Source organism: Accumulibacter sp., assembly GCF_029255145.1.
Taxonomy (GTDB): domain Bacteria; phylum Pseudomonadota; class Gammaproteobacteria; order Burkholderiales; family Rhodocyclaceae; genus Accumulibacter.
The window spans coordinates 1-25944 of record NZ_JAPUVQ010000137.1; the positions used below are offsets into that span (position 1 = coordinate 1).

Annotated in this window: 25 protein-coding genes; 6 read left to right on the forward strand and 19 right to left on the reverse strand. The window is 63.2% G+C overall.

Annotation, left to right across the window (positions count from 1 at the left end):
* From Q1L50_RS16470 to Q1L50_RS16495, 6 genes are all read right to left on the reverse strand, one after another.
* A partial coding sequence (locus Q1L50_RS16470; RefSeq protein ID WP_300340756.1) for an IS66 family transposase occupies positions 1–1541 on the reverse strand: 1541 nt, incomplete at its 3' end.
* Positions 1542–2060: 519 nt separating this feature from the next.
* A complete protein-coding gene (gene xerC, locus Q1L50_RS16475; protein ID WP_300340759.1) occupies positions 2061–2996 on the reverse strand; it encodes a tyrosine recombinase XerC in 936 nt (311 codons plus the stop codon).
* A gap of 10 nt (positions 2997–3006) precedes the next feature.
* Positions 3007–3660, reverse strand: a complete 654-nt coding sequence (locus Q1L50_RS16480) for a DUF484 family protein (protein WP_300340761.1) — start codon at positions 3658–3660, stop codon at positions 3007–3009.
* Entirely contained in the window at positions 3657–4487 is an 831-nt protein-coding gene (gene dapF / locus Q1L50_RS16485; RefSeq protein WP_300340764.1) for a diaminopimelate epimerase, read from the reverse strand. The genes Q1L50_RS16480 and dapF overlap by 4 nt, the downstream gene beginning before the upstream one ends.
* 6 nt (positions 4488–4493) lie before the next feature.
* Positions 4494–5015: a GNAT family N-acetyltransferase gene (locus Q1L50_RS16490; RefSeq protein ID WP_300340767.1), complete on the reverse strand. Its 522-nt coding sequence runs from the start codon at positions 5013–5015 to the stop codon at positions 4494–4496.
* Positions 5016–5182: 167 nt separating this feature from the next.
* The gene (locus Q1L50_RS16495) at positions 5183–6598 is read right to left on the reverse strand and encodes a dihydrolipoyl dehydrogenase (RefSeq protein WP_300340769.1); all 1416 of its coding nucleotides are present in this window, start codon (positions 6596–6598) and stop codon (positions 5183–5185) included.
* A 1258-nt stretch (positions 6599–7856) separates the two neighbouring features.
* On the opposite strand from Q1L50_RS16495, the gene Q1L50_RS16500 reads away from it, so the two are divergent.
* Together Q1L50_RS16500 and Q1L50_RS16505 are read left to right on the forward strand one after the other, a co-directional pair.
* Positions 7857–8063, forward strand: coding sequence for a hypothetical protein (locus tag Q1L50_RS16500; protein ID WP_300340772.1), 207 nt, complete (start codon positions 7857–7859; stop codon positions 8061–8063).
* Positions 8064–8080: 17 nt separating this feature from the next.
* Positions 8081–8872 (forward strand): mechanosensitive ion channel domain-containing protein, encoded by a 792-nt coding sequence (locus Q1L50_RS16505; protein WP_300340775.1) that lies wholly within the window; start codon positions 8081–8083, stop codon positions 8870–8872.
* Here Q1L50_RS16505 and Q1L50_RS16510 read toward each other — a convergent pair.
* Positions 8869–10848, reverse strand: a complete 1980-nt coding sequence (locus Q1L50_RS16510) for a malonate decarboxylase subunit alpha (protein WP_300340777.1) — start codon at positions 10846–10848, stop codon at positions 8869–8871. The genes Q1L50_RS16505 and Q1L50_RS16510 overlap by 4 nt on opposite strands.
* Positions 10849–10983: 135 nt before the next feature.
* Positions 10984–11148, reverse strand: coding sequence for a hypothetical protein (locus tag Q1L50_RS16515; RefSeq protein WP_300340780.1), 165 nt, complete (start codon positions 11146–11148; stop codon positions 10984–10986).
* A 204-nt stretch (positions 11149–11352) separates the two neighbouring features.
* Between Q1L50_RS16515 and Q1L50_RS16520 the strand changes: the two genes are divergently transcribed.
* The 3 genes from Q1L50_RS16520 (at position 11353) to Q1L50_RS16530 (ending at position 13991) form a co-directional block, all read left to right on the forward strand.
* Entirely contained in the window at positions 11353–11928 is a 576-nt protein-coding gene (locus Q1L50_RS16520) for a sugar transferase (protein ID WP_300340782.1), read from the forward strand.
* A 102-nt stretch (positions 11929–12030) separates the two neighbouring features.
* On the forward strand, positions 12031–12657 hold the full coding sequence (locus tag Q1L50_RS16525) for a 3'-5' exonuclease (RefSeq protein ID WP_300340785.1): 627 nt from the start codon (positions 12031–12033) through the stop codon (positions 12655–12657).
* 104 nt (positions 12658–12761) lie between these two features.
* Positions 12762–13991 carry an alpha/beta fold hydrolase gene (locus Q1L50_RS16530; protein ID WP_300340788.1) on the forward strand — a complete coding sequence of 410 codons (1230 nt, stop codon included), beginning with the start codon at positions 12762–12764 and terminating at the stop codon, positions 13989–13991.
* Here the strand turns inward: Q1L50_RS16530 and Q1L50_RS16535 are convergent.
* From Q1L50_RS16535 to Q1L50_RS16555, 5 genes are all read right to left on the reverse strand, one after another.
* A complete protein-coding gene (locus tag Q1L50_RS16535; protein WP_300340791.1) occupies positions 13977–14624 on the reverse strand; it encodes an NAD(P)H-binding protein in 648 nt (215 codons plus the stop codon). The two genes, Q1L50_RS16530 and Q1L50_RS16535, sit on opposite strands and share 15 nt — an antisense overlap.
* A gap of 136 nt (positions 14625–14760) precedes the next feature.
* Entirely contained in the window at positions 14761–15525 is a 765-nt protein-coding gene (locus Q1L50_RS16540) for a ParA family protein (RefSeq protein WP_300340793.1), read from the reverse strand.
* 119 nt (positions 15526–15644) lie between these two features.
* On the reverse strand, positions 15645–16151 hold the full coding sequence (locus Q1L50_RS16545) for a M48 family metallopeptidase (RefSeq protein WP_300340796.1): 507 nt from the start codon (positions 16149–16151) through the stop codon (positions 15645–15647).
* Positions 16152–16153: 2 nt separating this feature from the next.
* Positions 16154–16858, reverse strand: a complete 705-nt coding sequence (locus tag Q1L50_RS16550; RefSeq protein ID WP_300340798.1) for an alpha/beta hydrolase-fold protein — start codon at positions 16856–16858, stop codon at positions 16154–16156.
* 88 nt (positions 16859–16946) lie between these two features.
* Positions 16947–18044, reverse strand: a complete 1098-nt coding sequence (locus Q1L50_RS16555; protein WP_300340800.1) for an isocitrate/isopropylmalate family dehydrogenase — start codon at positions 18042–18044, stop codon at positions 16947–16949.
* A 374-nt stretch (positions 18045–18418) separates the two neighbouring features.
* Here Q1L50_RS16555 and Q1L50_RS16560 point away from each other — a divergent pair, with 374 nt between their 5' ends.
* Entirely contained in the window at positions 18419–19639 is a 1221-nt protein-coding gene (locus Q1L50_RS16560; protein WP_300340803.1) for an aminotransferase class I/II-fold pyridoxal phosphate-dependent enzyme, read from the forward strand.
* Between the two features lie 1125 nt (positions 19640–20764).
* Here Q1L50_RS16560 and Q1L50_RS16565 read toward each other — a convergent pair.
* The 6 genes from Q1L50_RS16565 to Q1L50_RS16590 form a co-directional block, all read right to left on the reverse strand.
* On the reverse strand, positions 20765–20983 hold the full coding sequence (locus Q1L50_RS16565) for a hypothetical protein (RefSeq protein WP_300340804.1): 219 nt from the start codon (positions 20981–20983) through the stop codon (positions 20765–20767).
* A 47-nt stretch (positions 20984–21030) separates the two neighbouring features.
* Positions 21031–21936 carry a transporter gene (locus Q1L50_RS16570; protein ID WP_248595094.1) on the reverse strand — a complete coding sequence of 302 codons (906 nt, stop codon included), beginning with the start codon at positions 21934–21936 and terminating at the stop codon, positions 21031–21033.
* 281 nt (positions 21937–22217) lie between these two features.
* The gene (locus Q1L50_RS16575; protein ID WP_169072066.1) at positions 22218–22721 is read right to left on the reverse strand and encodes a hypothetical protein; all 504 of its coding nucleotides are present in this window, start codon (positions 22719–22721) and stop codon (positions 22218–22220) included.
* A gap of 12 nt (positions 22722–22733) precedes the next feature.
* Positions 22734–23507: a DUF2092 domain-containing protein gene (locus tag Q1L50_RS16580; protein WP_300340814.1), complete on the reverse strand. Its 774-nt coding sequence runs from the start codon at positions 23505–23507 to the stop codon at positions 22734–22736.
* Between the two features lie 111 nt (positions 23508–23618).
* The gene (locus Q1L50_RS16585; RefSeq protein ID WP_300340817.1) at positions 23619–25598 is read right to left on the reverse strand and encodes an alkyl sulfatase dimerization domain-containing protein; all 1980 of its coding nucleotides are present in this window, start codon (positions 25596–25598) and stop codon (positions 23619–23621) included.
* A 141-nt stretch (positions 25599–25739) separates the two neighbouring features.
* On the reverse strand, positions 25740–25944 hold a 205-nt coding region (locus tag Q1L50_RS16590), incomplete at its 5' end, for a hypothetical protein (protein WP_300340819.1).

A 25944-nucleotide genomic window follows, 5' to 3' on the forward strand; every position in this document is an offset into this window, starting at 1 on the left:
AGCTGTAAGCCTTTGCGAGCGGCAGCGATGACGGTGCCGAGGTACTGCCAGGCGGAGGCACCGCGGCGGCGACAGGTCTCGATGACGCTGGCCAGGAGAGCGAAGGCGCGGGTTCCCTCTTCGGAACGGGTGCCGTGACTGATGCGGCGTGAAATGACCCAGTGTCGCAATGCCTGTTCGGCGGCGTTGTTGGAGAGCGGCAGCAGGGGCTCCGCGAGCGGTCGCAGGATGACTTTCCAGTCGTAGAGGAATTCGCGCACGACACTGCGCAGCGCCGGATGTTGATCCGTCTGATGCCCCTCGCACAGGTGCCGCAGCCGTTTGACCTCGGCGGCGTAGCGTTCAGGCAGCGCTTGCGGCGGCGGATCGAGCCGTGCCGCGTAGATGGCCGCCATCAGCGCGGTCAGGATAGCTTCCATCTCCTGGCCAACCCGGGACACCCGGCCATCGCTCGATTCGGCCAGTCCCCGCAACTTGCGCATCAGGTGCGGCCAGCAGCGCAGGCGGTTTTCCCAGTTTCTGTAGACCCCGTAACCATCGCTGATGAGAATGCCGGTATAGCCGTCTTGAAGGGCGTTCTCAAGCATCTCCCGGGTGCGTGGGCCGATGAGGTAGAGCACCGTAAAGGTGCTGACCAGCGCCCACAACCACAGCAGCACGCCGGATTCCGGCCACGACGTTTCATCGACGTGCAACTGCGCCACCTGCACGATCTCGGTCACCAGGGCGTCCTCCAGCGGGAAGCTGGCACGGCCCGCTTCCCGGATCGTCTCATCAATCACGCCGGTGCTCAGCGTCAGGTCGAAGACTTCCCGCAGGAGCTCGCGAATACTCGCTCGTGACAGGCGCATTCGCAGCGCGAGCAGAACGATGACCCCGGCCAGGCGAGGACCCACCAAGCGCCATTCGCCCAGATCAACCTTTTCCCACTGGGCGTCGGGCGGCGCCCGCCAAGGCATGGCCCGGCTGACGTGCCCGCAAGCGCAGCGCACTTCAAGCAGCGTGTGACGCGTCACGCTGAACATCAGCCCGATGTTGCCCTCGACTGGCGGCGCGATGTCGATCTCGTCCCAGGCCGTGTAAGCCTGTGACTCGGCATCCTCCGCCAGGACTTCACCACAAGCCGCGCAGTTCTCGGGTCGGTGCGCACAACGGTCAGTAACCGCCAGTTTCTGCGTGCGACCATGGCCCGCACTGTTGCCCGGCGGCTTTCCCGAACCCTTTCGGGGCGATGGGCGCTCGGTCACCGGCGGCACAGTCCCTTGTGCCGGCGCCGGGCCCTCTGCCGTTTCGGCAGCACCGTCGGCAGCGCCAGCCTGGGCTGGCGCGCCTTTCGCCACGGCTGGGTCGCGCGCCGCCTTCTCCCACGGTGCCTTGGTGCTTGGCGGCCGCGAGCTGTTGCCCGGGTTTTGATTCAGCTGATCCTGCAACTCCTTGACGTCGTGCAGCAGTCGCTTCGATACTTCCAGCAATAGCTCCGCCGGCAGCTTCTTCAGCCACTCGTCGTCCATCTGGAAAAGATCATGCTTGCTCAGGCGCATCCGGTCGTGGCTATCGTGTCGTTGTCAATGCCATGGATTATGCCGCAAAAGCAGGGTGTTGGCGGCGTTTCTTAAGGAGGAGTGAACGGTTACTCGCGAAGCCAGAGAGCGGAAAAGAGCGCTTATTCTTTGTTGAAATTGATCCGACAGAGCCCGCAAGAGCGCGCAGGAGCCTTGATGCCGCCGGACATTACAATAGGAGCGACGTATTCAATCTTGAAGTTAACAGGCAGGTGCAGTCGCCTGTTCGATTTCTTGATAAATGAGGCGCCAATTTAGTGAGCGGCCGGGGAGACCGGAAAAAGAAATGATCTGAGCACATAAGTTACAACGAATTCACCACCTGGGCTGATAGTTTCCTAACATTAGGTGCAGCGAACGCCGACCGGCGCCACTGACCATGACGTTAGCGCGCACGCCGAGAGTCAGGTCTTTCCTCTTGCCCGTGAGAGTTACGCTTCAGACCTCAGACAGGCACCAGGAAAGACCCGACCCTCCGCTTGCACCGGGCGGTCGGCGCTATTCCGTCTTGCGCCTGGCGCGTGGATGCGCCTGATCGTAGACCGCTGCCAGATGCTGGAAGTCGAGGTGGGTGTAGACCTGCGTCGAGGCAATGCTGGCGTGACCGAGCATTTCCTGGACCGCGCGCAGGTCGCCCGACGACTGCAGAACGTGCGAGGCGAACGAGTGGCGCAACATGTGCGGATGCACACGCGCCGGCAAGCCCTGCGCCAGCCCGCGCCGTGCCAGTCTGAGCTGGATCATGCGCACGCCCAGACGCTTGCCGCGCCGGCCGACGAACAAGGCGGTCTCGTCGCTCGCCGCCATTTTCGGGCGCTGCGCAGCCCACGCCGCCACCGCCTCCCTGGCCTTGCTGCCAACCGGGACGATACGCACCTTGCTGCGTTTGCCGAGGACACGAACCTCGCCGGCCAGCAGGTCTTCGAGACCGGCAAGGTCGAGGGCGGCGAGCTCGGCCAGGCGCAAGCCCGACGAGTAGAACAGCTCGAAGATCGCCTGGTCGCGAATCGCCAGCAGGTTCTCGCAGGGGGCTTCCAGCAGGAGATTTGCTTCGTCTGGCGAAAGCGCCTTGGGCAGCGCCTTCGGGCTCTTCGGCGGCCGCACGCCGTCCACCGGGTTGTGCGTCGTCACTCCGCGCTGGCCGAGCCAGCGGTAAAAGCCGCGCCACGCGGAAAGTGTCCGCCCGAGCGAGCGCCCGCCGAGACCATGCGTGTGCAACTGCGCGACGAAGCGCCGGACGTGAGGCGTCCGAATGGCGTTGAAGCCGCAGTCGCCCGGCAGGTCGGCGATCAGGCCGCACAGCGATTGGAGATCACGGCGATAGTTGCTGACCGTATGCGGAGACAGCCGTCGCTGCTGCGCCAGCTCGTCGAGGTAGGCGCTGATTCTGGCGCGACGATCGTCCGCCGCACACGCGCTGGCGGTCACGGTCACGGTCGCGGCGTCAGCGGAGCACGCGAGCCAGCGCCGCCGAAGCCATTTCGCCCAGACGTTCGAGGTAGATCGTCCCCATGCCGGCGTAGAAACGCTCGACATCTTCGCTGCCCATGGCGATCATCCCGATCGTGCCGCCGCCATTGCGCATCGCGATCAGGGCCTGCGAGCGAACGTGCGGGGACGCTTCACCAAACCACGATGAGGTCTCGAAGCCGCTGGTCGAACCACAGTAGGGCTGCGCCAGCGTTTCGGCAAAGGCCTGCAGTTCCTGGCTGACCTGCGCGAATTCGGGCAGTTCGTCGGTATCGGCCGGGCGACCCCAGAGACGAACGGCCAGATGCGGAACGCCAAAGTCGTCGCGCAGGTGGAAGTTCAGGGTGTGCAGCACCGCCTGGAAACTGCCGGCGGCGATCATTCCCACCGCCAGCCGGTGCATCTTCTCGCTGATCCCGTCGTTCTCCTCGCCAAACTGCAGCAATTCGCCCATCTTGCTTTCGAGTTGCTTGTTCTTGTCGCGCAGCGCGAGCATCTGGCGTTCGGTGATCGAGATCGTCCGCCCACCATGCGGATGCGGAATGACCATGTTGGCCATCAGATCCGAGTGCTCCTCGAAAAACTGCGGATTGTCCTGCAGGTAGTGCGCGACTTCGTCAGACTTCATAGTTCGATTTCTCCCTTGAATACGGTGACCGCCGGGCCGGTCATCAGCACCGGGGCGCCGACGCCCTGCCAGGCGACGGTCAGCATGCCGCCGCGCGTTGTCACGCGCACCGGCGAATCGAGCAGGCCGCGGCTGATGCCGGCCACCACCGCGGCGCAGGCGCCGGTCCCGCAGGCCAGCGTTTCGCCGGCGCCGCGTTCGAAAACCCGCAGCCGAATGGCCTGGCGGTCGACGATCTGCATGAAACCGGCGTTGACGCGTTGTGGAAAACGCGGGTGCGATTCGATCAATGGTCCCTGCTGCTCGACCGCTGCCGTATCGACATCGGCGACGACCTGCACGGCGTGCGGATTGCCCATCCCGACGGCGCTAATGGTGACTTCGCGGTCACCGACCTGCAGCGTCTGCAGCGGGTCATCGGCCGACCCGATGAACGGCACCTGTGCCGGCATCAGCTGCGGTACGCCCATATCGACGCTGACCAGACCGTCATCCTCGAGCCGCGGGACGATCACCCCGCTCATCGTTTCGACGCGGATCTCGCGCTTGCTGCTCAGCCCCTGATCGTGAACGAAGCGGACGAAACAGCGCGCACCGTTGCCACATTGCTCGACCTCGCCGCCGTCGGCGTTGAAGATCCGATAGCGGAAATCGACGTCGGCGCGGGTGGCGCGCTCGACCAGCAGGATCTGGTCGCAGCCGACGCCGAAGTGGCGATCAGCGAGAAAGCGCAGCTGTTCGCTGTCGAGTTCCAGCGGCTGACGAATGCCGTCGAGCACGACGAAGTCGTTGCCCAGTCCGTGCATCTTGACGAATGTCAGTCTCATCGTGGGTCAGGATCCGGCAGTGCCAGCGGGCAGCGATCTGGCCATTATAAAGTCGTCCATCACGAATCCGCTGCCAATGTCTACGCAGACCGACTCGCGGACGGTGAAGCCCTGCCTCAGATACGCGGCGATGGCCCGCTCGTTGTTCTTGTTGACCGCCAGGATCAGCGTCGTGCAGCCTGCCGCCAGCGCTCGCGCGACGACCTGATCGACCAGCCGCGCGCCAATTCCGAGGCGCTGCCGATCCGGGTCGACGTAGAGCTTGTCGAGCTTCATTTCGCCAGCGGTAGTACCCAGCAGGCACGACACGAAACCGGCCAACTGGCCGTCGATGCTCAGCTGATCCCACCAGATATGCGGCATCTGCAACTCCTGAAGCACGAGTTGCGGCTGGTAGCGTTGCGCGAGCATGTAGTCGATCTGCTCCTGGCTGATGATCCCGGGATAGGTGTGTTGCCAGACCACGCGTGCCAGTGCGGCAATCGCGTCGACATCGGCGGCACTGACGGGTGAGATCGAGACGTCCATGTGGGCTCCGGATGCGTGGTCGTCGCACCGCGGCCGGCAGCGGCAGGGCCGGCATGTCGGCGCAACAGACGACTGGCAATGGCAAAGGGTGGATTGTACCGGCCCCGCGGCGCGCCGCGCGCGCAGAGGCCGGTCGGCACCGCTTGACGAGCGCTGGGCTGGCGGCGTCAGTCGAGCGCTTCAACCTGGAAGCCGCCGCAGGCGGCGAGGTCGGACTCCGTCCCGCCTGGGAGTTGAGCCGCCAGTTCGCGCAGCGCGCTGCGCATCCCTTCCTCGATCACCGGGTGGTAGAAGGGCAGTCGCAGCAGCTCGTGCACTCTCAGTTCGCGGTCGATCGCCAGCGCCAGCACGTGCACCATGTGTTCGGCGGCCGGTGCGCACATCTCGCCGCCAAGCAGACGGCCGCTGGCCCGGTCGGCATAGAGGCGCATCAGACCCTTGTTGCGTTGCGCGGTGCGCGCACGGCCCTGTCTGGCGAAGTCGGCCTGGCCAATCACGGCCGCGTTGGCGTCGAGATCGGCGCAGCGCCGACCGACGACGGCCACGTTCGGGTCGGAAAAAACGATCGCCAGCGGCGTCCGCCGGCGAAAGCAGCGCGGCTCGGCGGCGGTGGCGTTGATGCCGGCGATGTGGCCCTCGTCGGCGGCCTCGTGCAGCAGGGCGACGCGGCCGTTTGCGTCGCCGGCGAGAAAGACCGGCAGATCGCCGACCTGCAGGGTGTTCGGGTTGACCGGCGGCATGCCGCGCGCATCGAGTTCGACGCCGAGCGCTTCGATGCCGATACCGTCGATGTTTGGGCGCCGGCCCATCGCCGCGACGACGCCATCGACGACCAGTCGCCGCTCGCCCCACCGTACCGCGATGCCGTCGGCAGCCTCCGACAGTTCGGCGGTGGTCTCGGTGTGCACCGCGAATTCCTGCCGCAGCAGGTCGGCCAGCGTGTGGTCGACGGCTTCGTCGCTGAGCCCGGCAAGGTGCGGGTTGGAGCCAAAGCCGGCAACCTCGACGCCGAGTCGCGACAGCGCCTGCGCCATCTCGACACCGATGGCGCCGAGGCCGATAACCGCCATCCGGCGCGGTAACGCCTGCCGCTCGAACAAGGTGTCGGTGGTCAGGATGCGGTCGCCGAACGCGCGCCAGGCGTCGGGAACCACCGGGCGGCTGCCGCTGGCGATGACGATACGTCTGGCGCGGTACTCGCGCCCGCCGGCGGCAACCGTATCCGGCCCCAACAATCGGGCGCGGCACGCCAGATTGCGCTCGCCCAGCCCGTCGGTGGCCCTGAGCGTGCCGGCGACGAATGCGTCGCGCAGGGTGCGCACGCGGCGCAACACGGCCGGCACGTCGATCGCCAGCCCGCTGCCACCGCGGATGCCGAAGGCCTCGAAGGTGTGACGGCGATGATAGGCGTTGGCGGCTTCGATCAGCGCCTTGGAAGGCATGCAACCGACGAGCGCGCAGGTGGTGCCGTAGTCGCCGTCGTTGATCAGCAGGAAGTTCGCGGTGCGCTTGCGCACTTCGCGCAAGGCGGCGAGACCGGCAGAGCCGGCGCCGATGATGATCACGTCAAGTGTCTTTTCCATTTGCCGCTGCCTCGATGAAGGGGGTGATGGGTGGTTACCGCCGAGACCTGCGCTGGTGTTCAATGACTGCCACCGGACGGCGAGACCAAGCGGCGACCTGGGTGGCGGGTCTTGCCGGCCTGCCAGAGGTCGCTTCGGGGTAGCCGCTGTTTGCCAATTCTCGCACCAAGGTGGATGATGCTAGGCGAATGACCAGCTGCGGCTTCGGGGAAGCCGCCCGGACGATGATTATCGAACCACATCCACCAGCACAAGAACAGGATAGCGCATCGCCGCCGTCGCCGTGGGAGTTCGTCCGGCTCGCCGATTACCGCGTTCCCAACCCGGTCGGTGCGACCGCGGCATTCGAAAAATGGGCGTCGTTGAAGCGGATCTTCCGGCATCCTGCCAACCCGGAGCCGCCGCCGGTCAAGGCCGCAGCCGACTTGCGCGCGCTGCCGAAGGCGCGGCTGCGGCATCTGGCGGGACCGATCGACTGGCGTTGCGCGGCGAGCGCACTCGATTCCGCTCTGGCCGGGTGGCCGCAATCCGGGCGATCGGACGAAGCGGTGAAGTTCGTGATCGGGCAGCCGCACGCTGGTCACGCGGAGATTCTGGAGCACTGGGCTGCCCGCCATCGGGCGCTGCTGCTGGTCGAAGCGCCGGCAGTCGATCGGATTCTCGGCGACCACGGGCGCTGGCTCGAAAGCTGGTCGGCGACTGACCGCCAATGGGTGTTGCCGCATCTCGAACATTGCTATCTGCGCCACGCAGACGGTCTGGAGCTTGTCCGGCGGCTGCTGAAACGAGCGACCAGCGGCGCCCTGGGCCGCGGTGTGATCGCCTGCGATAGCTGGGCCTGGACCTATCTGCAGCGGGTCTGGCCGCTCCCGCAGCCGGATGCCCTGACCCTCCAGGCGTTCGACGGCCCGCGCCTGTCCCGCTTCCTTGCCGAACTGGTGGCAGACGCCGGACAGGACCGCCTGCGATTTTGCGACGCCACCACCGGCAAGGAGGTGCGACTGGAACTCGCGCCGGCCGACGGCGCGGTCAGCCCGGAGATCAATCACCTTGCCATCCGTAGCGGCGGCAACATCGGTACAGCCTGGAGCTTCTGGCGATCGTCGTTGCGCGCCGCACCCGCGCAGGCGGAGGACGCCCGAGAAGAGAGCGGCGAGCAGGCGCACGAGGCCGAAGCCGACGGCGACGTAGTCTGGGTGTCCACGGAGCTTCGGGAGCCTGTCCTGCCGCGGGAAGGTGGCGAGGCCATGGACTGCTGTTGCACAACGGGCTGCCGGAATTCGTCCTGCCTGAACTGCAGCCGCATCCCGGCCATCGCCTGGTGGCGTGCCTGCTGGAGTTGCGAAGCCTTGGGGCGGTCATCCTGGACGGCGAGCGTTGGCGGGTCAGCGCGCCGGCCTACGGCGTGGTCAGGGAATTCCTGCGCGCCCGCGGTTTTCTGCGCGACCACTTCTTGCGGGGCTGATCATGGAAAGCTCCCGGATGACGCAGATGTTCTCGGCGTTCGATACGGCTGCGGTCGTCGAGGTCCTGCTGATCCTTGCTGTCGCGACACTGCTGATCGTCGCCGGGCAGACGCTCCTGCAGTGGCTTGCCGGCTACCTGCACGGCCAGAAGCGCCTCTACCTGCTGGCCATGGCGCCCTTGTTGCGGCTGGGGATACTGGTCGCGTCGCTGCTGATGATCGTGCCGCTGATCGTCGAGCCGTCTCTGCAGAACATGGTGGCGCTGCTTGGATCGGTCGGCCTGGCGGCCGGTTTCGCGCTGAAGGACTACGCCAGCAGTCTAATCGCCGGCATCGTCGCCGTCGGCGAAAGGTCTTATCGCAATGGCGACTGGATCGACATCAACGGGGTCTACGGCGAGGTGACGCATGTCGGCATGCGCACGGTGCGGATTCTCACGCCGGACGACACCCAGGTCAGCATCCCGCACCTGCGCCTCTGGACCGATCCGATCGCCAACGCCAACTGCGGTCGCCCACAGCTTCAGTGCGTCGCCGATTTCTTCCTCGACCCGGCGCACGATGCGGCGACCGTCAAGGCGGTACTTCAGGATGTCGCGCTGACCAGCCCGTTTCCGCATTACCTGGAGCCAATCACGGTGATCGTGCACGAAAAGCCCTGGGGCACGCATTACCGCCTCAAGGCTTATCCGATTGACGCGCGGCAATTCCGCTTCACCACCGATCTGACCGTTCGTGGCAAGGCCGCGCTGGCGCGGCGCGGTGTCCGCTTCGCGTCGGCCCCGGCGGTTGCCGCGCAGCTGGCTTAGTCACCGGCTGCGCGCGGCTGGAGGTCCGCATCAGGGCTGGCGTCGCCGCTGCGCCCGGCCAGGAAGGCCTGCGCTTCCTCACGGCGTTCAAAGACGTGCGGCGCGATGCTGCGCGCCGAGAAGGCCTCGCCGAGCTTGGCGCGCAGAAACGCGCTGGTGGCGTAGCGGGTGATCTGGCTGAAATAGTTGGCCAGGAAGTAGCGGTCCATTTCGGCGTAGGCGTCGTACATGTCCTGATTGATGCGGAACCGGTCGTAGTTGATGATCACGCCGACCCGCTTGCCGGCCGCCCGGCACCGCAACTCACAAATGTCCCAGATCGCCTTGACGTCCTCTTCGACCCGGACGTGCATGCCCTCGAAATTGAGGAACAGGATGTTGCGTTCCGGATCGTAAATGACCCTTTCGGGCAGCGACAGGTTGAGCAATTCGGCTTCCAGGCCCATCGGGTTGGCATTGAAGATGCGCGCATCCATCACGCCGTATTCACCGATGATCGGCTCGAAGTCCATGTTCGGCAGAATGTCGCGGTCGACGTCGATGCCGGGCGCCACCTCGATCAGCGCCAGCCCCCCCCTGACCCGGCGGAAGACGCAGCGTTCGGTGACGTAAAAGACCGGCTTGCCGCGATCGTAGGCGTACTGACCATTGAAGGTGATCTGCTCGACCTGCTTGATGAATTTCCGCTGCCGCCCCTCCTCGACAATTTGCAGCTTGCCGTCATGGACTTCGACCTTCAGGCCATTGCCGGTGAAGGTGCCGACGAACACCACCAGGCGGGCGTTCTGGCTGATGTTGATGAAGCCGCCGGCGCCGGTCAACCGGCCGCCGAAGCGGCTGACGTTGACGTTGCCGGCGGCATCGCACTCGGCCATCCCGAGACACGCCATGTCGAGGCCGCCGCCGTCGTAGAAATCGAACTGCTGGTTCTCGTCGATCACCGCGTCCATGTTGACCCCGGTGCCGAAGTTGCCACCGGTCGAAGGAATGCCGCCGATCAGGCCGGACTCCACGGTCATCGTCAGCAGGTGTGAAATGCGCTCCTCGTTGGCCACCGACGCCACCCCTTCGGGCATCCCGACACCCAGGTTGATGATGCCGTTGGGTGGCAGCTCGAAGGCCGCACGACGGGCGATGATCTTGCGCTCGGTCAGCGGCGTCGACACCAGGCTGGCGAGCGGAACCCGGAACTCGCCGGCATAGGCGGCGCTGTATTGCGTCGCCAGGGTCTGCATGTGCTGTGCCGGCTCGGCGACGACCACACAATCGACCAGAATTCCCGGAATCTTGATCTGCCGCGGCGGCAGGCCGCTGCGCTCGGCGATCCGCTCGACCTGGGCGATCACGATGCCGTTACTGTTCTTCGCCGCCATCGCCATGGCCAGGTTGTTCAGCGTCAGTGCTTCCCGCTCCATGGTGATGTTGCCGAAGGTATCCGAGGTGGTGCCGCGAACGAAGGCGACGTTGACCTGACCGACCTTGTAGAACAGCCACTCCTCGCCATCGACCTCGACTAGGCTGACGATGTCCTTGGTGGTGGCGGCATTGATCCGGCTGCCGCCATAGCGGGGATCGACGAAGGTATGGAGTCCGACCTTCGAGAAGGAACCAGGTTTGCCAGCGGCCAGATCCCGAAACAACTGGCAGATGATGCCTTGCGGCAGGTTATAGGCCTGGATGCGGTTGTCGAGCGCCAGTTTCGCCACTTTCGGCATCCGGCCCCAGTGCCCCGCCACCACCCGGCGCAACAAGCCCTGATGGCCCAGGTGATTGAGCCCCAGCGTCTTGCCATCACCCTGGCCGGCGGCAGCGAACAAGGTCAGGTTCTTTGGGCTGCCGGTGGCGAGGAAGCGGCGCTCCAGCGCCGACAGCAGGGCCTCGGCGAAGCCGGTCTGGACGAACCCTGTACTGGCCAGGGTATCGCCATCGCGGATCAGGGCGATGGCTTCGTCGGCGGTAACGATCTTGCTGCGCATGCGGCTTCCTCCCGATCATGTTCCGGATTGCCGCCCGACAGACCGATCGACGACGGCGTCATCGCGGCGGCACCCGCAGGAGCAGCGCCAGCCCCGACTTCCAGACTTTACCCTTTTCGAAGCTACACTTTACATTTATCGACTGCTTGGAACGTAAGGTTCGACCGTGATCGGGAGCGGAATTCTTCCCTGCCGCCGGGTTGAATTCAATGGGCCGAAGCTCGCCGGCGTCACCTCGACGGCGCGGATCACCGCGGTGATCGGGTCGCCGATGTCGGGCATGCCCTTGAGCGCGACCATGTCCTGGAAGCTCGCGCTGCAGGAAGCGTGGCATACTGCTGACTTGCCTGCTCAGTGGAACAGCGTGGAGCAGGCGGCCGACCGGTCCCGGAATTGTAGAGTCGGGCGCCGGCCTCGTGCTCGCGTGCTGTGCCGAGTCGCGAGCCGCCACGGACCGATTCCTAGCCTCGCGACGAAAACCGGGACTCCGGGTTGTCCTGTGCCATGAACAGCTTTCCACTCAAGCGCATTGTTGACCTGTCACTCGCGTGTCTGGTGGCGGTCGTCGTGTTGCTGCCGTTTTGTCTGGTCGCCCTGTCGGTCAAGCTCACCTCTCCCGGACCTGTTCTGTACTGGTCGGATCGCGTTGGCCGACACAACCGCATTTTCAGGATGCCCAAGTTCCGCAGCATGCGTATTGGTACCCCGGCAGTGGCCACCCACCTACTGGCCGATCCGGCGTCTTTCCTGACGCCGATCGGGTCTTTCCTGCGTCGCTCAAGTCTCGACGAACTGCCGCAGTTATGGAGCATCCTGGTCGGCGACATGAGCTTCGTCGGGCCTCGTCCGGCGCTCTATAACCAGGACGACCTGATCGCCCTGCGGACCGAGCGCGGGGTGCACGAGCTGCTGCCGGGCTTGACGGGATGGGCGCAGGTCAATGGTCGCGATGAGTTGCCAATTCCCGAGAAGGTCGAATTCGACGTCGCCTACCTGCAGCGTCAGTCCGTCAGGCTGGACTTGCGGATTCTGTGGCTGACCGTGCTCAAGGTGGTGCGCCGCGAAGGGGTCACGCATTGACCGGCGCGCTGTACGCGTTTGCCAGGGTTGCCTCTCGGCCACCCGGAGATCTGGCTGCGGGCGGGTTCGATCCTGGAGGCCGGCGACAGTCGGGTGGTTGATGTGAGCGACGTCGTCTTCAATCGAGCCTCGCTGAGGGCCGCGGCGCTTCCCGTCTATGCCGGCATTTCGCTCGCCGACGTGTGCCTGCTCGATTCGGAGGCGCCAGGCGGTGAAGCGATGGAGGCCTTGATGGCCGCCGACGCAGTCGGTTTCGATACGGAGTCGAAGCCCACTTTCCGGAAGGGTGAATCATCGACCGGACCGCACCTCGTTCAGTTGGCCAGCGGAACCCGCGCCTACCTCTTCCAGATTTCTCGATTGCAGGGCGCCGACCACTTGAAAACCCTGAAAGCGATTCTCGAATCGCCGCGGATACTGAAGGTCGGCTTTGGCCTTGGAAATGACCGACGAACCCTGGAATCGCGATTGGCCATCCGGCTCGCCAACGTGCTCGACCTGGGTGAAGTGCTGCGCGGCCCGGGGCATCGCGGCGCGGTCGGGGCGAAGGTTGCGGTGGCACACTTCTTCGGCCAGACGCTGCAGAAGTCCAGGAAGACGGGCACCAGCAATTGGGCGATTGCTCACCTTACCGAGCGCCAGAGACTTTATGCGGCGAACGATGCGCAGGTGGCGCTGCGGGTTTACCGAGCGTGGGCCGATGCTGGTTCCGTCACCTTGCTCGCCTAAGTCCGCCGCGCTGTCGGCCGTCGAGAACCCATTGGCCGCCAGCCGCCATGCGCCAGCGCGACCAGCGCTGCAGCAACCATCCGAGTCCCAGTGGAGGACCAAGCATGTCATCATCTGACAAGATCCGGTCTGACGGCCCGGCGCCGACCGCCGGCTATAGCGACGCAGCACGAACCGCAGTGCAGGAAACGACAAAGCGCGTCCAGGAAATGCACGGCGCCATCGCCGACACCTACTTCGGCATCCTGCGCCGGATGCCGCTGCTCTCGGCACCTGCGCAGCTTGTTCGCGCCGCCCACGATACGATCGCGGGCGGCGTCTACGGGGCGATTCACTACGGTAGCGGCGGCTTGCTCGGCGCTGCGGCGACCGTCGAAAGACGCGCCACGGGCTTCGCTCCCGGCAAGCCGCCGGGGCGCCTCGCCAGCGGCTTGCGCAGCGCCCTCAACGGCGCTTTCGGCGACCATCTGGCAGCCAGCAACAACCTGCTGGCGATCCGCATGGCGTTCCACGTTGGCGGCGTGCCGATCGCGCTCGACGCCGCTGCGCTGCGCCAGACCTTCGCGGAAGCCGGAAAGCGCCTCTGCGTCTTCATCCACGGTCTGGGCTGTGACGAGCATTGCTGGGAAGGGGATGATCGCGGCGCAGCGTCGGAGGTCGATTTCGGCCGCCGGCTGCAAGCTGAGTCCGCGTGCACGCCTCTCTATCTGCGCTACAACAGCGGCCTGCCGATCGCCCACAATGGTGCGCAACTGGCCGGCCTTCTTGAGGAACTGCTGGCCGCCTGGCCGCAGCCCGCCAGCGAACTGCTGCTGATTGGCCACAGCATGGGCGGGTTGCTCGCTCTCTCCGCGTGCGAGCACGCGGCTGCGGCCGACCTGCGCTGGCCGCACGCTACCGCCATGCTGATTTGCCTGGGCTCGCCAAACCTCGGGTCGTCGGTCGAGCGCCTTGGCCAACTGACCAATGCAGCGCTGAACCTGTCGCGCATCACCGCACCGCTCGGCAAGATCGCGGCCACCCGCAGTCAGGGGGTGAAAGACCTCAGACACGGCCCTGGCGCCCCGCGCAGAGACCCGGCCCACGACCATATTGCCTTCCGCTTTCTCGGCGCCAGCCTGGCCGAGGACGCGGATCACCCCCTCGGCAAGTTCGTCGGCGACGGACTGGTCACCCTCGACAGCGCCACCGCGCACGTGATCGAAGGCGACGTGCAGAGCGTCAGCATCGGCAAGCTCGGCCACCTGCAGTTGCTCACCGACGCGCGCGTCTATCGACAGATCAGCGAGTGGATTGCCGGGCTTGATGACCACCAGCAGCTAGGGACGCGCTGAGCGCCGGATCTCGGGCACTTCCACGATGCGCACGCCGGACGGCGGGTCTTCGACCGCGCGCACGATCGCGTCCACCATCTGTTCGGCGCCGACCAGGCCAAAGCGGGCCGCTACGGCGCGCGTCTGCGGCAGCCTCTCGAACAGGTAGTAGACCGGCAGCAAGGCCATTGGCCAGCGGTGACCAGGCCCCAGCACGTACCACGGGCGCAGAAAGGTGGATGGAATGCCGCTGCCGCGGATCAGCGCTTCGGCCTCGGCGCGCGCGGCGACGTAGGCACGCATCACCGGCGCCGGTTGCGCAACGCTGAGGTAGATGAGATGCGGGACGCCGGCGTCGAGGGCCGCAGCCAGGGCAGCGCGAGCGGAAGCCAGGTCCACGCTCCGGAAGGCCGCGGCCTTTGCCGGACCGGGATGGGCAACGCCGACCAGATGAACCAGGACATCGGCGCCGTCGATCGCCGGCGCATAGCTGGATCCGTCGAGCGCATCGCCGATGACCACACGGCAACCCGAAGCGAGCCGCTGCGCGGACTCGCGCCGGGCCAGCGCGGCGACCCGATGGCCGCGGCCGATCAGGGCGGGAATCAGGCGGCTGCCGATATAGCCGGTACCGCCGGTAACGAAGACCCGCATGCTTTCCTCCCGCCTCGTGGCAAGCTCCTGCCAAACGACCGCTGCCGGCACGTTCACCAAGCGCCCCGAGATCCGGGGTACGCGGCGGCTCGCCGTTCGGATGCGCTTCGCCAGCCAGCGATCGTCGGCACTCGGCTCATGGCGACAGCAAGTCGTAAAGTCGCGCGAATTCGCCGGTCAGCTTGTGTCGGGGATCCAGGTGGATCATCGGCAGCGCCTGGTGGTGCGACTCGCGAATCCTGATCGAGGCGGACACGAAAGCATCGAGGATCGGCAGCCCCTCGGCGCGCAGTTCGGCGACCAGCTGCGATGGCAGCCTGGCGCGGGCCTGATAGTGGTTGACCACAATGCCCTCGACCCGCAGTTCGCGGTTGTGGTCGCTCCTGATCTCGCGCACGCTGTCCATCAGCGTGTACAGCGCCTGCCGCGAGAAATCGTCGCAATCGAAGGGGATCAGGCAGGTATCGGCGGCGATCAGCGCCGACCGGGTGAAGAAATTCAGCGCCGGCGGGGTATCGATGAAGACATCGTCGTACGCCTGCAGCTTGTCAAGGGACTCGCGCAGCTTGTACATCTTGTAGCGTGACTCAAGCTTGAACTGCAGCTCCTCCAGCCGCGGATCTGACGGCAGGACATCGAGATTGGCAAAGGGTGTCGGGACGATGTACGCATCCAGCGCCTCGGGAAACAGCTTGTAGCCGAGCAGGCCGTCGAAGAAGTGCGCCAGGGTCTTCCCTTGCTCAGCCAGCGCCGGGCCCAACAGGTAGCGTGAGGAATTGGCTTGTGCGTCGAGGTCGATCAGCAAGGTCCGCCGCCCCCGCGCAGCGCCGATGGCGGCCAGGTTGCAAGCAATGGTGGACTTTCCCACGCCGCCCTTCTGGTTGAAGACAACTCGGCGCATGACATTCACCACTTGTGTGATATGGATAAACCGGAAGTCTAGCCTTTAGTCATCGCCGGGGAAAGGGGCACGACGCAGCGCGCCGCGGTGATGGGGCAGTTCCGGAAACAGCGCCGGCGTCAAGCGCCGGGCAATCCGCTCAACTCGCGCTGTGTCAGATAGAGACGCAGATCGAATTCAAGCTGGTGATACGCCGGCTCCATGTGGTTGCACAGCCGGTAAAAAGCCCGGTCGTGTTCGGACTCTTTCAAGTGCGCCAGTTCGTGCACGACGATCATCCGCAGGAACTCGGGCGGCGCGTCCTTGAAGACGCTGGCCACCCTGATTTCACGTTTCCACTTGATTCGGTTGCCCTGCATCCGCGGTAGCCCGCCATTGATCCCCAGAGCATGGGCGGTCAGCTGCAGCCGGCTGTCGAACAGGACCCTGGCCGGTGGTTCGGCATTGCGCAGGAAGCGGTTCTTCAACGCCAGCGTGTAGTCGAACAGCGCGCCATCGCTGCGCACCGGGTGCGTCCCCGGGTACCTGCTGCGCAGCATGGGTGTCAGCCGACCCTGCGCTATCGCCTCGCGGACCTGCCGCTGCAGATCCTCGGGATAACCGGCCAGATAGCGGAGCGGCAGCATCCTCAGCAGGCGCTGGCCAGGACCTTGTGCAGCCAGGCTTCGATATCTTGCAGCTCCTCCAGGCAAACGGTGTGCTCGGCCGGATAGTTATGCCACTCGACGACGTAGTTCGCTGCTTTCAGCAGTTTGGCGCTGCGCTTGCCGAAGTCGTAGGGAATGACCGCGTCGTGCTGCCCATGCGCCATGAAGATCGGCACGTTGCGGTTGCCGGCAGACGCTTCGGCAGCCAGCGTATCGGCCATTGGCAAGTAACAGGAAAGCGCCAGGATGCCGGCCAGGCGCTGCGGATGCCGCAAGCCGGTATGCAAAGCGATGACGCCGCCCTGCGAAAAGCCGGCCAGGACGATGCGCGTGTCGGGGATGCCGCGCTCGTTTTCACGGGCAATCAGCGCCTCGACTTGCCGCGCCGATTCGCGCACGCCCTCGGCTTCCTCGCGTCCCGGCGAAAAATCGGGTGAGACGATGTCGTACCAGGCGCGCATCACCATGCCGCCATTGATCGTCACCGCGCGCATCGGCGCATGCGGGAAGACAAAACGGAGCGCCGGCAACTGGTCGAAATCGAACTCGTCCACGATCGGCTCGAAGTCGTGTCCATCGGCGCCGAGACCATGCAACCAGATCACCGCGCACTTTGGCGTCTCGCCGGTCTGACGTTCGACAGCGGGCAGGAGCGGATCGGCGGTGTGGGTAGCTGCTGCGGTCATGGGGCGGATCCTTGTGCAGGGAAAAGGGGGAAAGGCTGCCATTCTACCAGTCCGCCCAGCGTCGTCGGTGCGGCGCCTCCGATGGCGATCACGCCTTGCGAATGTGGGAAATGATTGCCTTGGCGATCGCCGTCGTGCCGTCCTGCCCGCCAAAAGCGATCGGATAGACCACCGCCATGGCCTTCTCGACGGCATTTTCGAGGATCCGTGCGGCATGCGCCAGCCGAGGTTCGCCGTGCTGGTCGGCCAGCCAGTCGAGCATCAGCGCTGCCGAGAGAATCTGCGCCACCGGATTGGCGATGTCCCGACCGGCAATGTCCGGAGCACTGCCGTGGGCCGGCTGGAAAACGGCGTGCCGATCGCCGATCTCGGCCGTTGGCGCCAACGAGAGACTGCCGGCAAGCGCCGCGGCGAGGCTGGAAAAGACGCTGCCGCAAGCGTTTTCGGTGACCAGGACGTCGAAGTCCCACGGCGACCTGACGAGCTTCGCCGCAGTCGCGTCCACGTAAGCATATTCGGCGCTGATCGCGGGATGAGCTGCCGCCACCTCGCCGAAAATCTTGCGGAAGAAAGCCATCGAGGGGAGCACGTTGGCCTGATCGACACAGCTGACCCGGCCCGGCCGCCTCTTGCTCTTGGCTCGACGCCCGGCAACCCGAAAGGCAAATTCGGAAACCCGGCGGCTGGCGTCGCGCGAGATGACCATCGTTTCCCTGGCGACCGTGTCATTTTCGAGTGACCCGCGCCCACGCGAGTAAAGGAGCCCTTCGCTCAGTTCGCGAACCAGCACCAGATCGACGGCGGCAGCCCTCTTGTCGGCCAACACGCGCGGCAATCGCGGATAGCTGCGGATCGGGTGCAACCCTGCGTACAGATCCAGCTCGGCGCGCAGATCGACATGTGTCGCGATTTCCGTTCCATCCGGGTAGCGAACATGCGGCAAGCCCACCGCACCAAACAGGATCGCGTCGGCTTTCCTGCACTCGGCCATGCTTTCATCGGAAAAGGCCGTACCGGTCTTGTGATAGTGGGCGGCGCCCGCTTCCAGTGGCCGGAAGTCGAAGCGGGCGCCGTCGAAGCGCTCCTGGAGGACCTCGAGGACCTGCAAGCAGGCGGTCATGACTTCCGGGCCAATCCCGTCTCCAGCAAGAACCGCAATGCGAAAACGAAAATCTCTTCTGTCCATGCGCGCTTGTTTCCCTCGTGCTGAGCGTAACGGATTCTCGGGCAAAACCAGCGGCGAAAGACCGTCCCCACGCCGCCGAAGCCGTGGCGCGAATCGCCGTCCAGGAAGCGACGTCCGACAAAGCACCACGCCAATGGATACTGCCGCCTATTGATAAGGAAAAGCGCCCGTGTGGTCAAGCGCTTTCTTTGCGCTCGTCATTTTTTGGGCATCGGGAAAGGGCTCGTGCACGCGCTACGGGCTGCTTGCAAGAGCGCAGGCGCAGCCGAGGCGCCAAGGAATGGCGCCGCGCTCCGAACAAGGTGCGGAGCTTTCGCCATCGACGCGCGAGACGTGCTACGGTTGCGGTTCGACCACCCCCGGAGGGCACCCGCATGGCTTTCAGTCCAGCATCCCGCGTCCAGGACTACCTGGTGTTTGGCGAGTTCGGCGACGTCAATCCGTCGATCACCGACTCCTCCACCTATACTTTCCTGAGCCCGGAACGAATGGAGGAGTTGTTCGAGCACGAGATCGAGGGCTGCTTCCTCTACTCGCGCCACTTCAACCCGACCAACAAGTACCTCGCCAGCGCCCTCGAGCGCATGGAAGACGGCCAGTCGGCGCAGGTCATGGCTTCGGGAATGGGCGCCATCAGTACCACGCTGATGACCCTGTGCGGTGCCGGCGACGAGATCGTCTGCGGCCGCAGCATCTATGGCGGTACGTATGCCCTGCTCAAGAACCTGCTGCCGCGCTTCGGCGTGATCACCCGCTTCGTCGACCTTTGCGATCACGACGCGGTCCGGGCGGCGATGAGCCCGCGAACCCGAGTGCTTTACTGCGAGTCGCTCAGCAACCCGCTGCTCGAAGTCAGCGACCTCCCGGCCCTGGCCACCATCGCCCACGAAAACGGCGCGCAGCTGGTGGTCGACAACACCTTCACACCGATGATCCTGTCGCCGCTGCGGCACGGCGCGGACATCGTCGTGCATAGCCTGACCAAGTTCGTCAATGGCACCAGCGACTGCGTCGCCGGTTGCGTCGTCTCGTCGCGCGAGTTCATCTCCCGCCTGAACGACATCAATGCCGGTCCGAGCATGCTCCTCGGACCGGTGCTCGACAGCACGCGTGCGGCGAGCATCCTGAAGAACCTGCACAGTCTGCACATCCGCTTGCGCCAGCACGGCGCCAACGCCCTGTACGTATCGAGTCGGCTCGAAGCGTTGGGCCACGCCGTGCACTACCCCGGACTGGCCAGCCATCCTCATCACAACTTGCTGGAGCAGCTGATGAACCCTGGCTATGGTTGGGGCGGCATGCTGACCCTGGACGTCGGCAATCTGGCCGCCGCCAACCGCCTGATGACGCTGATGCAGCGCGACAAGGTGGGCTACCTAGCGGTCAGCCTCGGCTACTTCAAGACGCTGTTCAACACTCCCGGCCACAGTACCTCATCCGAGATCCCGCTCGAAGAACGAGAGGCGGCAGGTTTGCGCGATGGCCTGATCCGTTTTTCCATCGGCCTTGACGAGGATATCGCGCAGACCACCAAACGCATCGAGAGCTGCCTGCTGGAAGCTGAAGTCCGACCGGCGGGCGGCGTTCACCTCTGAGCGCTGCCTTCGCCTTCCGACGTTTCCGGCGCTGCCGACAGACGCCGCTCAACTGCCGTTCGCGACGCGGTACGCTGGCCAGCTCGCCGGAAGTCTGTAGAATACCGTCCGGGCCTGTAGCTCAGTTGGTTAGAGCAGAGGACTTAGCGCGACCAGCCTGAACATCGCCTGATGGGTGGCTGGTTTGCATGGGTTGCCCGTTCCCAGCGTCGCGCTGGTGGCGGGTAGAACTGGTCAAATTCGGTGGAAGCTAAGACCTGCGGGAGACGCCAATACCGAGCCAAGCCCCCATAGCGCCAGGGGGAAGGTGTAGAGACTAGACGGCCAGCCTGTAAAGGGAAGGTATAGTCCAGACCGCAAACTCGAAAGAGGCGGTGAAAGCCGTAGCGGTAAGCATAATCCTTTGGTCCAGGGTTCAAGCCCCTGCGGGCCCACCAAACAAGAAGACCAACCCCTTATCGGGTTGGTCTTTTTTTGCGTACTGCCGCGTACCGGCGCGGGTTCGTGCGGGTTCCTGTGGACTTCGTGGTTTCCCGCCGGCGCCCGGATTGGGCCGTTTTCACTCTCTCAGGGCCATTTTTCTCTCCGGCCTCGCTGTCCGCTGGAAGCCGAAGTCCACGAGTGCCTCAAATTGACCAATTATAAATCAACGGCTTATACGTGGTCCAATCAAGCGTTTGATTCGTGGCATTGGTAGGCGGAGGGAACAATAACCGCCGGTCCGACGAGCAGGCAATCAGGCGTTTTGCTGGTTGGCCATCCGTTGCCGGCCAACTTCCGACCTTGTTCGTCGCCGTTGCGGGCGTCTGCTCGGTGTCCTTTGCCGCGATTGGTGGGTTGTCACAGCGAGGTAGCTGCGAATGACCGCTTCCGAATTCGCTGTAAGACTGCTCGCGACCCAGACCTGCCTGATGCTTTTATCATGTTTCATGGCGGCTTCCTGATCCGCAAGCTGCCGGTCACGGGAATCTGACGTCGGCCCGCTCCTCGGCCAATGCCGCCGTTGCCCTGGGGCGTGGTGTCGGGCAGGAAAGAGTTGGTTAACTGCCGTTCAACCGCAAACGACAACGAACGGCAGCTTTCCTTTCGGGCGAACGCGAACTCCCGACCCAGGCTGTGTAAACTTCAGTTGAGCGCTTCGTCCTTCCAAAACTTCGCTCCCGCCACAGCGCCACCAATCTGGAGGCCATTCTTTGTCAGCGTGTAGTACTTCGCGTGAGGAATGGCATTTCCACCGCTTTGCCCACCAATGGTCTTGCCTGCGGCGCCGGCTTCCCAGGAAAGCCCGGATGCAAAAACGTTGCTTTGGCCGAGCGGCGCAAATCCTGACTTCAAACCGGCCAAACTTGGCCGGTTCGCCGCTCCACCACCATGGGGGGGGGCGTGCACACCTATTTGGGAAACATGAACTGTACCTGCGCCCGAATTTGCCAGTTCGCCCCATCGTCCGGGGTAACCACGTTGTAGTAGGCCGACAGCTGCGCATTCACCGGCAATTTTCCAAGGTGGAATATCTTCCCTACGCCACCGCCCACAGGCACTGTCCACCGTTGGCTGTCCTCCGCCCTCCAGTTAGCCGTGATGATCGGAGCACTGACCACATATAAGCCCCCCGGGAAGTTGTAATTGACGAAGGGCTGGATCATCCCGTTGTTGTACGAGCCGCCCTGCTTGTCGCCGGATAGCGACCAGATGTTGTTGACTAGCGCGCCATAGACCCACGGGCTCCCCTTTTCGAGGTGCAAGACGACGACAGACGGACCGAGGCCCCAGTTCTTGTTGCCGAGTTCGTTGTCGGTGTTGGTAGGAATCTGCGCAACCGGCCCGACCCCCCAGATCCAGCTCCCGGGCTTGGCCGGCGAAACAAAGGCTGTCAGCACGGTGTCGCCGATGCCGTTGGTGCGGTCGTCACCCGGGTAAAGCCCGGGCATCGAGATCACCGGAACGATGGTGCGCGTGATGATGTTCCAGTCGTCATTGACCGAGATCGGGATGACCGGCTGGATGTTGAGGATGTTCTGCGTTTTCTTCTCAGGCCCGAAGTTGAGGTTGGTATTGTTCTGGAACGGAACGCTGATCAGGTTTCCCACCGGGTTCTGGGCTAGTTTGGCCAGTTCCTCGGCGCTCATTTCGGCATGGGCCGGCGCCAGCATGCTGAGGCTAAGCAGGGCGCAGACAACTACTCTGGCGGGGGAGAAGCCGGAAAGCGCAGCGGCCGGTCCATCCGAACAAATATTCATGGTGATTTCCTTGTCAATTGCTGTGACAGATACTTTGAAAGCGCCATTGGCATTCATCGCGGGTTCCTGTTTTGGAAGGCGAATACCGTCTTCCAGTCGTTCTTCATGCTGATGACGGTCCAGCCACGCTGGTTGGCTTCCGCCATGAGCGCATCGCTGAAGGTGCAACTCTTTGACTGCGGCCCGTAAGCCAACTTGCGCTTGGCGTTTCTTGATTTACGAAATACTCAAAATGGCTGAGGCATTTTATTGCTCACCCCTTTGTCGCGGTCAACCCGGAAAGACAGGCAAAAACAGGATCGTCGGCGGCCCGGCTAGCGCACCGCCGCGCCGAAAGCTCAGTATGGCGGATTAATGACGATATACTGACCGCCCTGAGGCTGGTACCAGGTGGTGCCACATTGCTGGTAAATGATTCCACCGTAGTTCACTGGCACGCAGTTGGGTGGTATGGTCCGGACGATAGAACCGACCACGGCGGCGGTTACCGCAACCGTCGCGGTCACTGCTGCTGCCGTCGCCACCGGGTGATAATAACCGTTGTCCCAACCGCCGCAGCATCCGCCATGGCGGTCCACATCGACGTTGACGTTCCGGTTAACGTTGACGTTCCGATTGACGTTGGTAACGCTGGTGCTGCGAACGTTGGATGCACGTACATCGCGCCGGCTGTTGTCGATTTGGCGCTCGCCACCATGGGCCATGCCACCAGCGCGGGCACCGGCATGACCGCCACCGCCAAAGCCGCCGCCTCGTGCTTCGGCGATAGGTGTCATGACGAAACTGGAAAGAACAAGCGCCGCCAGCGGTGCAGCAAACAGCTTTTTGTATGATTTGCTCATGTTGGCGCTCCTTTATTTTTGATCAAGCACGCGGAGTTCAACTGCCGTGCTGCCCTTGGGCGGGGTGAATTTGAAAGTCGATGCAGAGAACGTCGGCTTGAGTTGCCACTCGATCAAGGAAATCGACTGCGGGCGTGCCTCATCGGCCCGGTTGGTAATGACCAGTTTTCGCGGCAGCTTCCTGGTACCGACAGAAATCCACACCTGCCAATCGATGTTGCCCTGACGGAAAGCGTAGTGATCGCACAGATCGTCACCGATAAAGTCCTGCCCGGCATTCATCGCCGATTCGATCTTGTCGAGTGGCGCGAGCGGCGTGCCCCAGGAAAATAGGTCGGACAGCGGCACGTCAATCCCATAGCGTTGCTCCAGGCGGTTGACAAGTTCGTCCAGCGTTCCGGAAAAAGTAGTTGTCGAATACGATTTCTGGGCCGGAGCATAGAGCGTCACAGTCGTGCCGTCATACACCAGTTCGCGCTCGTTCCGTGCACTGATCATCCGCGCACGCATTTTGTTTGGCCGGTCGGCGTACAGTACGGCAGAGGCCGAATGCTGCAATTTTTGTCCATCGGCCAGAACCCGCTCCCCGGTGAGTTCAGTGGCAACCTTGAAGCGCTTCAGGGCCTGCAGATCGCTACCCATGTCCTTGAGCGCCTGCATCGCAGCCGGATCGATGGCAACGACTGCGACCTGGCCAACGCTTACCGGTTGAGCCGTCTGCGCATACAAGACAGACGCGGCCAAAGCAAACGCCATCAGCGCTAAAGCGGGTTTGGTCAGTGTCACTTCATTCTCCTTGTAGGTGGATGGATGGGAAGCATGGCAATCCCATCCGGTGGCCCACATGCCTTGTGATCAACGGCATGTAGCGCATCATGATTTCCTCACGTTGCCCGCTTAGGGAGTAACGATGTTGAACCAGAACTCAAAGTTGTCGAGATAGGAAAGCAATTCGTCCAGTTTGGCTTCGCTGCCCGAGAGCTTCACGCTACCTGCTGACATTGCGCTCTTGAGTGTGGTTTGCTTGAGTACGATCTGATTGAGCGCTTCCCGAGAAAGCGTAAGGGTTGCATCTGCATCTTTCGCCTGCAAACCCGGCGTATGGTTCAAAACACCATTGACCATTTCAAGAACGTAGCGCTCTTTAACATCGGTGAAATCGAAGTTCAGAACGATCCGCTTGCCATCAGCTTTTGGTCCGTTCAGGCGCATAGCTAGGTAATCGAAGAACAGGTCAAGACTCATTGCCCGCAAGGTGTCGGGGCTAGAGGTATTCGGTGCGGGGAGTTTAGCCACACCTTCGCGTAGCTCTTTGGCACCGGTGAGATAGAAGTTGCGCCACGGCCCACTCTCAGCCTGGTACCCAAGCTGCTCAAGTGCATCTGCCTGAAGCTCCTTCGCTGCCTTGTTGGTGGGGTCGGCAAAAACCGCGTGGTTCACCACCTCCGCAACCCAGCGGTAATCGCCCTTGTCATAGTACGTCTTTGCCATCTTGAGCAACGCGTCTGTACCGCCCATCATTTCCACATAGCGTTTTGAGGATTCGACGGCCGGCAGCACGTGCAAGGTGGCTGGATTGCCGATAAACCAACCCAGGTAAAGAACATACGTAGCCTTTACGTCGTGATTCAACGATCCGTAGTAGCCGCGATTCGAGAAGCGTGTTCCAACAGCCTTAGGCAACTGGATTTGCTCCGCAATCTCGACCATCGTCTCCCCGTGGTTGGCCAGCCGCAGCGTCTGGTCATTGATGTAACGATACATATCACGCTGGAGGCTAATATGCTCGACGAGTGCCTTTTGACCCCATACCGGCCAGTGGTGCATGGAGAAGACGACCTCTGCCTTGTCGCCCCACATTCCCAGAGCTTCGTTCAGATACTTGGACCAAGCTAGCGGGTCGCGGATCTTGGCTCCTCGCAACGAGTATGTGTTGTGCAGTGTGTGGGTCGCATCTTCGGCGGCATTGATGGCCTTCTTCTCCTTGATGTAGAACAGCATCTCGGAGGGGGCTTCGGTGTTTGGTGCGAACAGGAACTCATAGGTCAGCCCGTCGATGACGCGAGTTTCGCCCGTCTTGGAAATGATTTCCGTCGGCGGAATCAGCGTGACGGTACCTGCGGAAGTCGTGGTGCCGAGGCCGGCACCTACCTGACCCGTGGTGCTTGGCGGCAGAAGATTGCCATACATGTAGCTGGCCCGACGACTCATCGCGTTTCCGGCCATCACGTTCTCGGCGACTGCAGCCTCAAGGAAGCCGACCGGCGCATAAACCTTGACCTTGCCCGCTTTGACCGAAGCCTCGTCGATTACACCGCGCACCCCGCCATAGTGGTCAACGTGGCTATGCGTATAGACAACGGCGACGACCGGCTTCTTCGGCCGATGTTGGTAGTAAAGCTCAAGCGCTCGCTTTGCGGTTTCGGTCGAGATCAGCGGATCGAAAATGGTGATGCCCGACTTGCCCTCGACGATCGTCATGTTGGAAAGATCCTGATTGCGGACCTGGTAGATGCCGGGGACCACTTCGAAGAGGCCTGAAATATTGATCAGTTGCGATTGACGCCACAGGCTTGGGTTGACGGTATCGGGAGTGGCCGAGCCTTCCTTGATGAAGTCGTATTGTTTCGGGTTCCAGACAGGATTTCCCTCTGCGCCCTTGAGCATTTCCTGAGGTAACGGCGCAATGAAACCTTTGTGCGCCAACTCGAACGACGTCTTGTCGGAGAAAGGCAATTCGTTGAGAAGTCGAGCATTCGCCACTTTGGTTGAATCAGTAGCGCTCTTGGGTTGGTCTTGCGCATTTACCAATGAAATGCTTTGGGCAAGTGTGAGAGACGCGAAGAGCGCCGGAAAGAGTCGATGGAATTGATGCATTTTTTCCCTCAAATATTGATTATGGAATTGGTATTGTTGGTGCTCCGAATATGCGGACTTGCCTGTCGCCTCAGTTCAAGGCGCTGTCCCTCCAAAACTTCGTTCCGGCCACCGCGCCACCAATCTGGAGTCCATTCTTCGTCAGCGTGTAGTACTTTGCGTGAGGAATGGCATTTCCACCGCTTTGCCCACCAATGGTCTTCCCTGCGGCGCCGGCACCAATCCAATGCTCTCAACGTAACGCGCCATTGACATAAATTGATCGGCGGACCCAGAAACCGGTTGCGCGTCAGGCGAGCACAAGGCAAAGTATGTATCCCCTTGATACGGATGTAAAATTTTATAT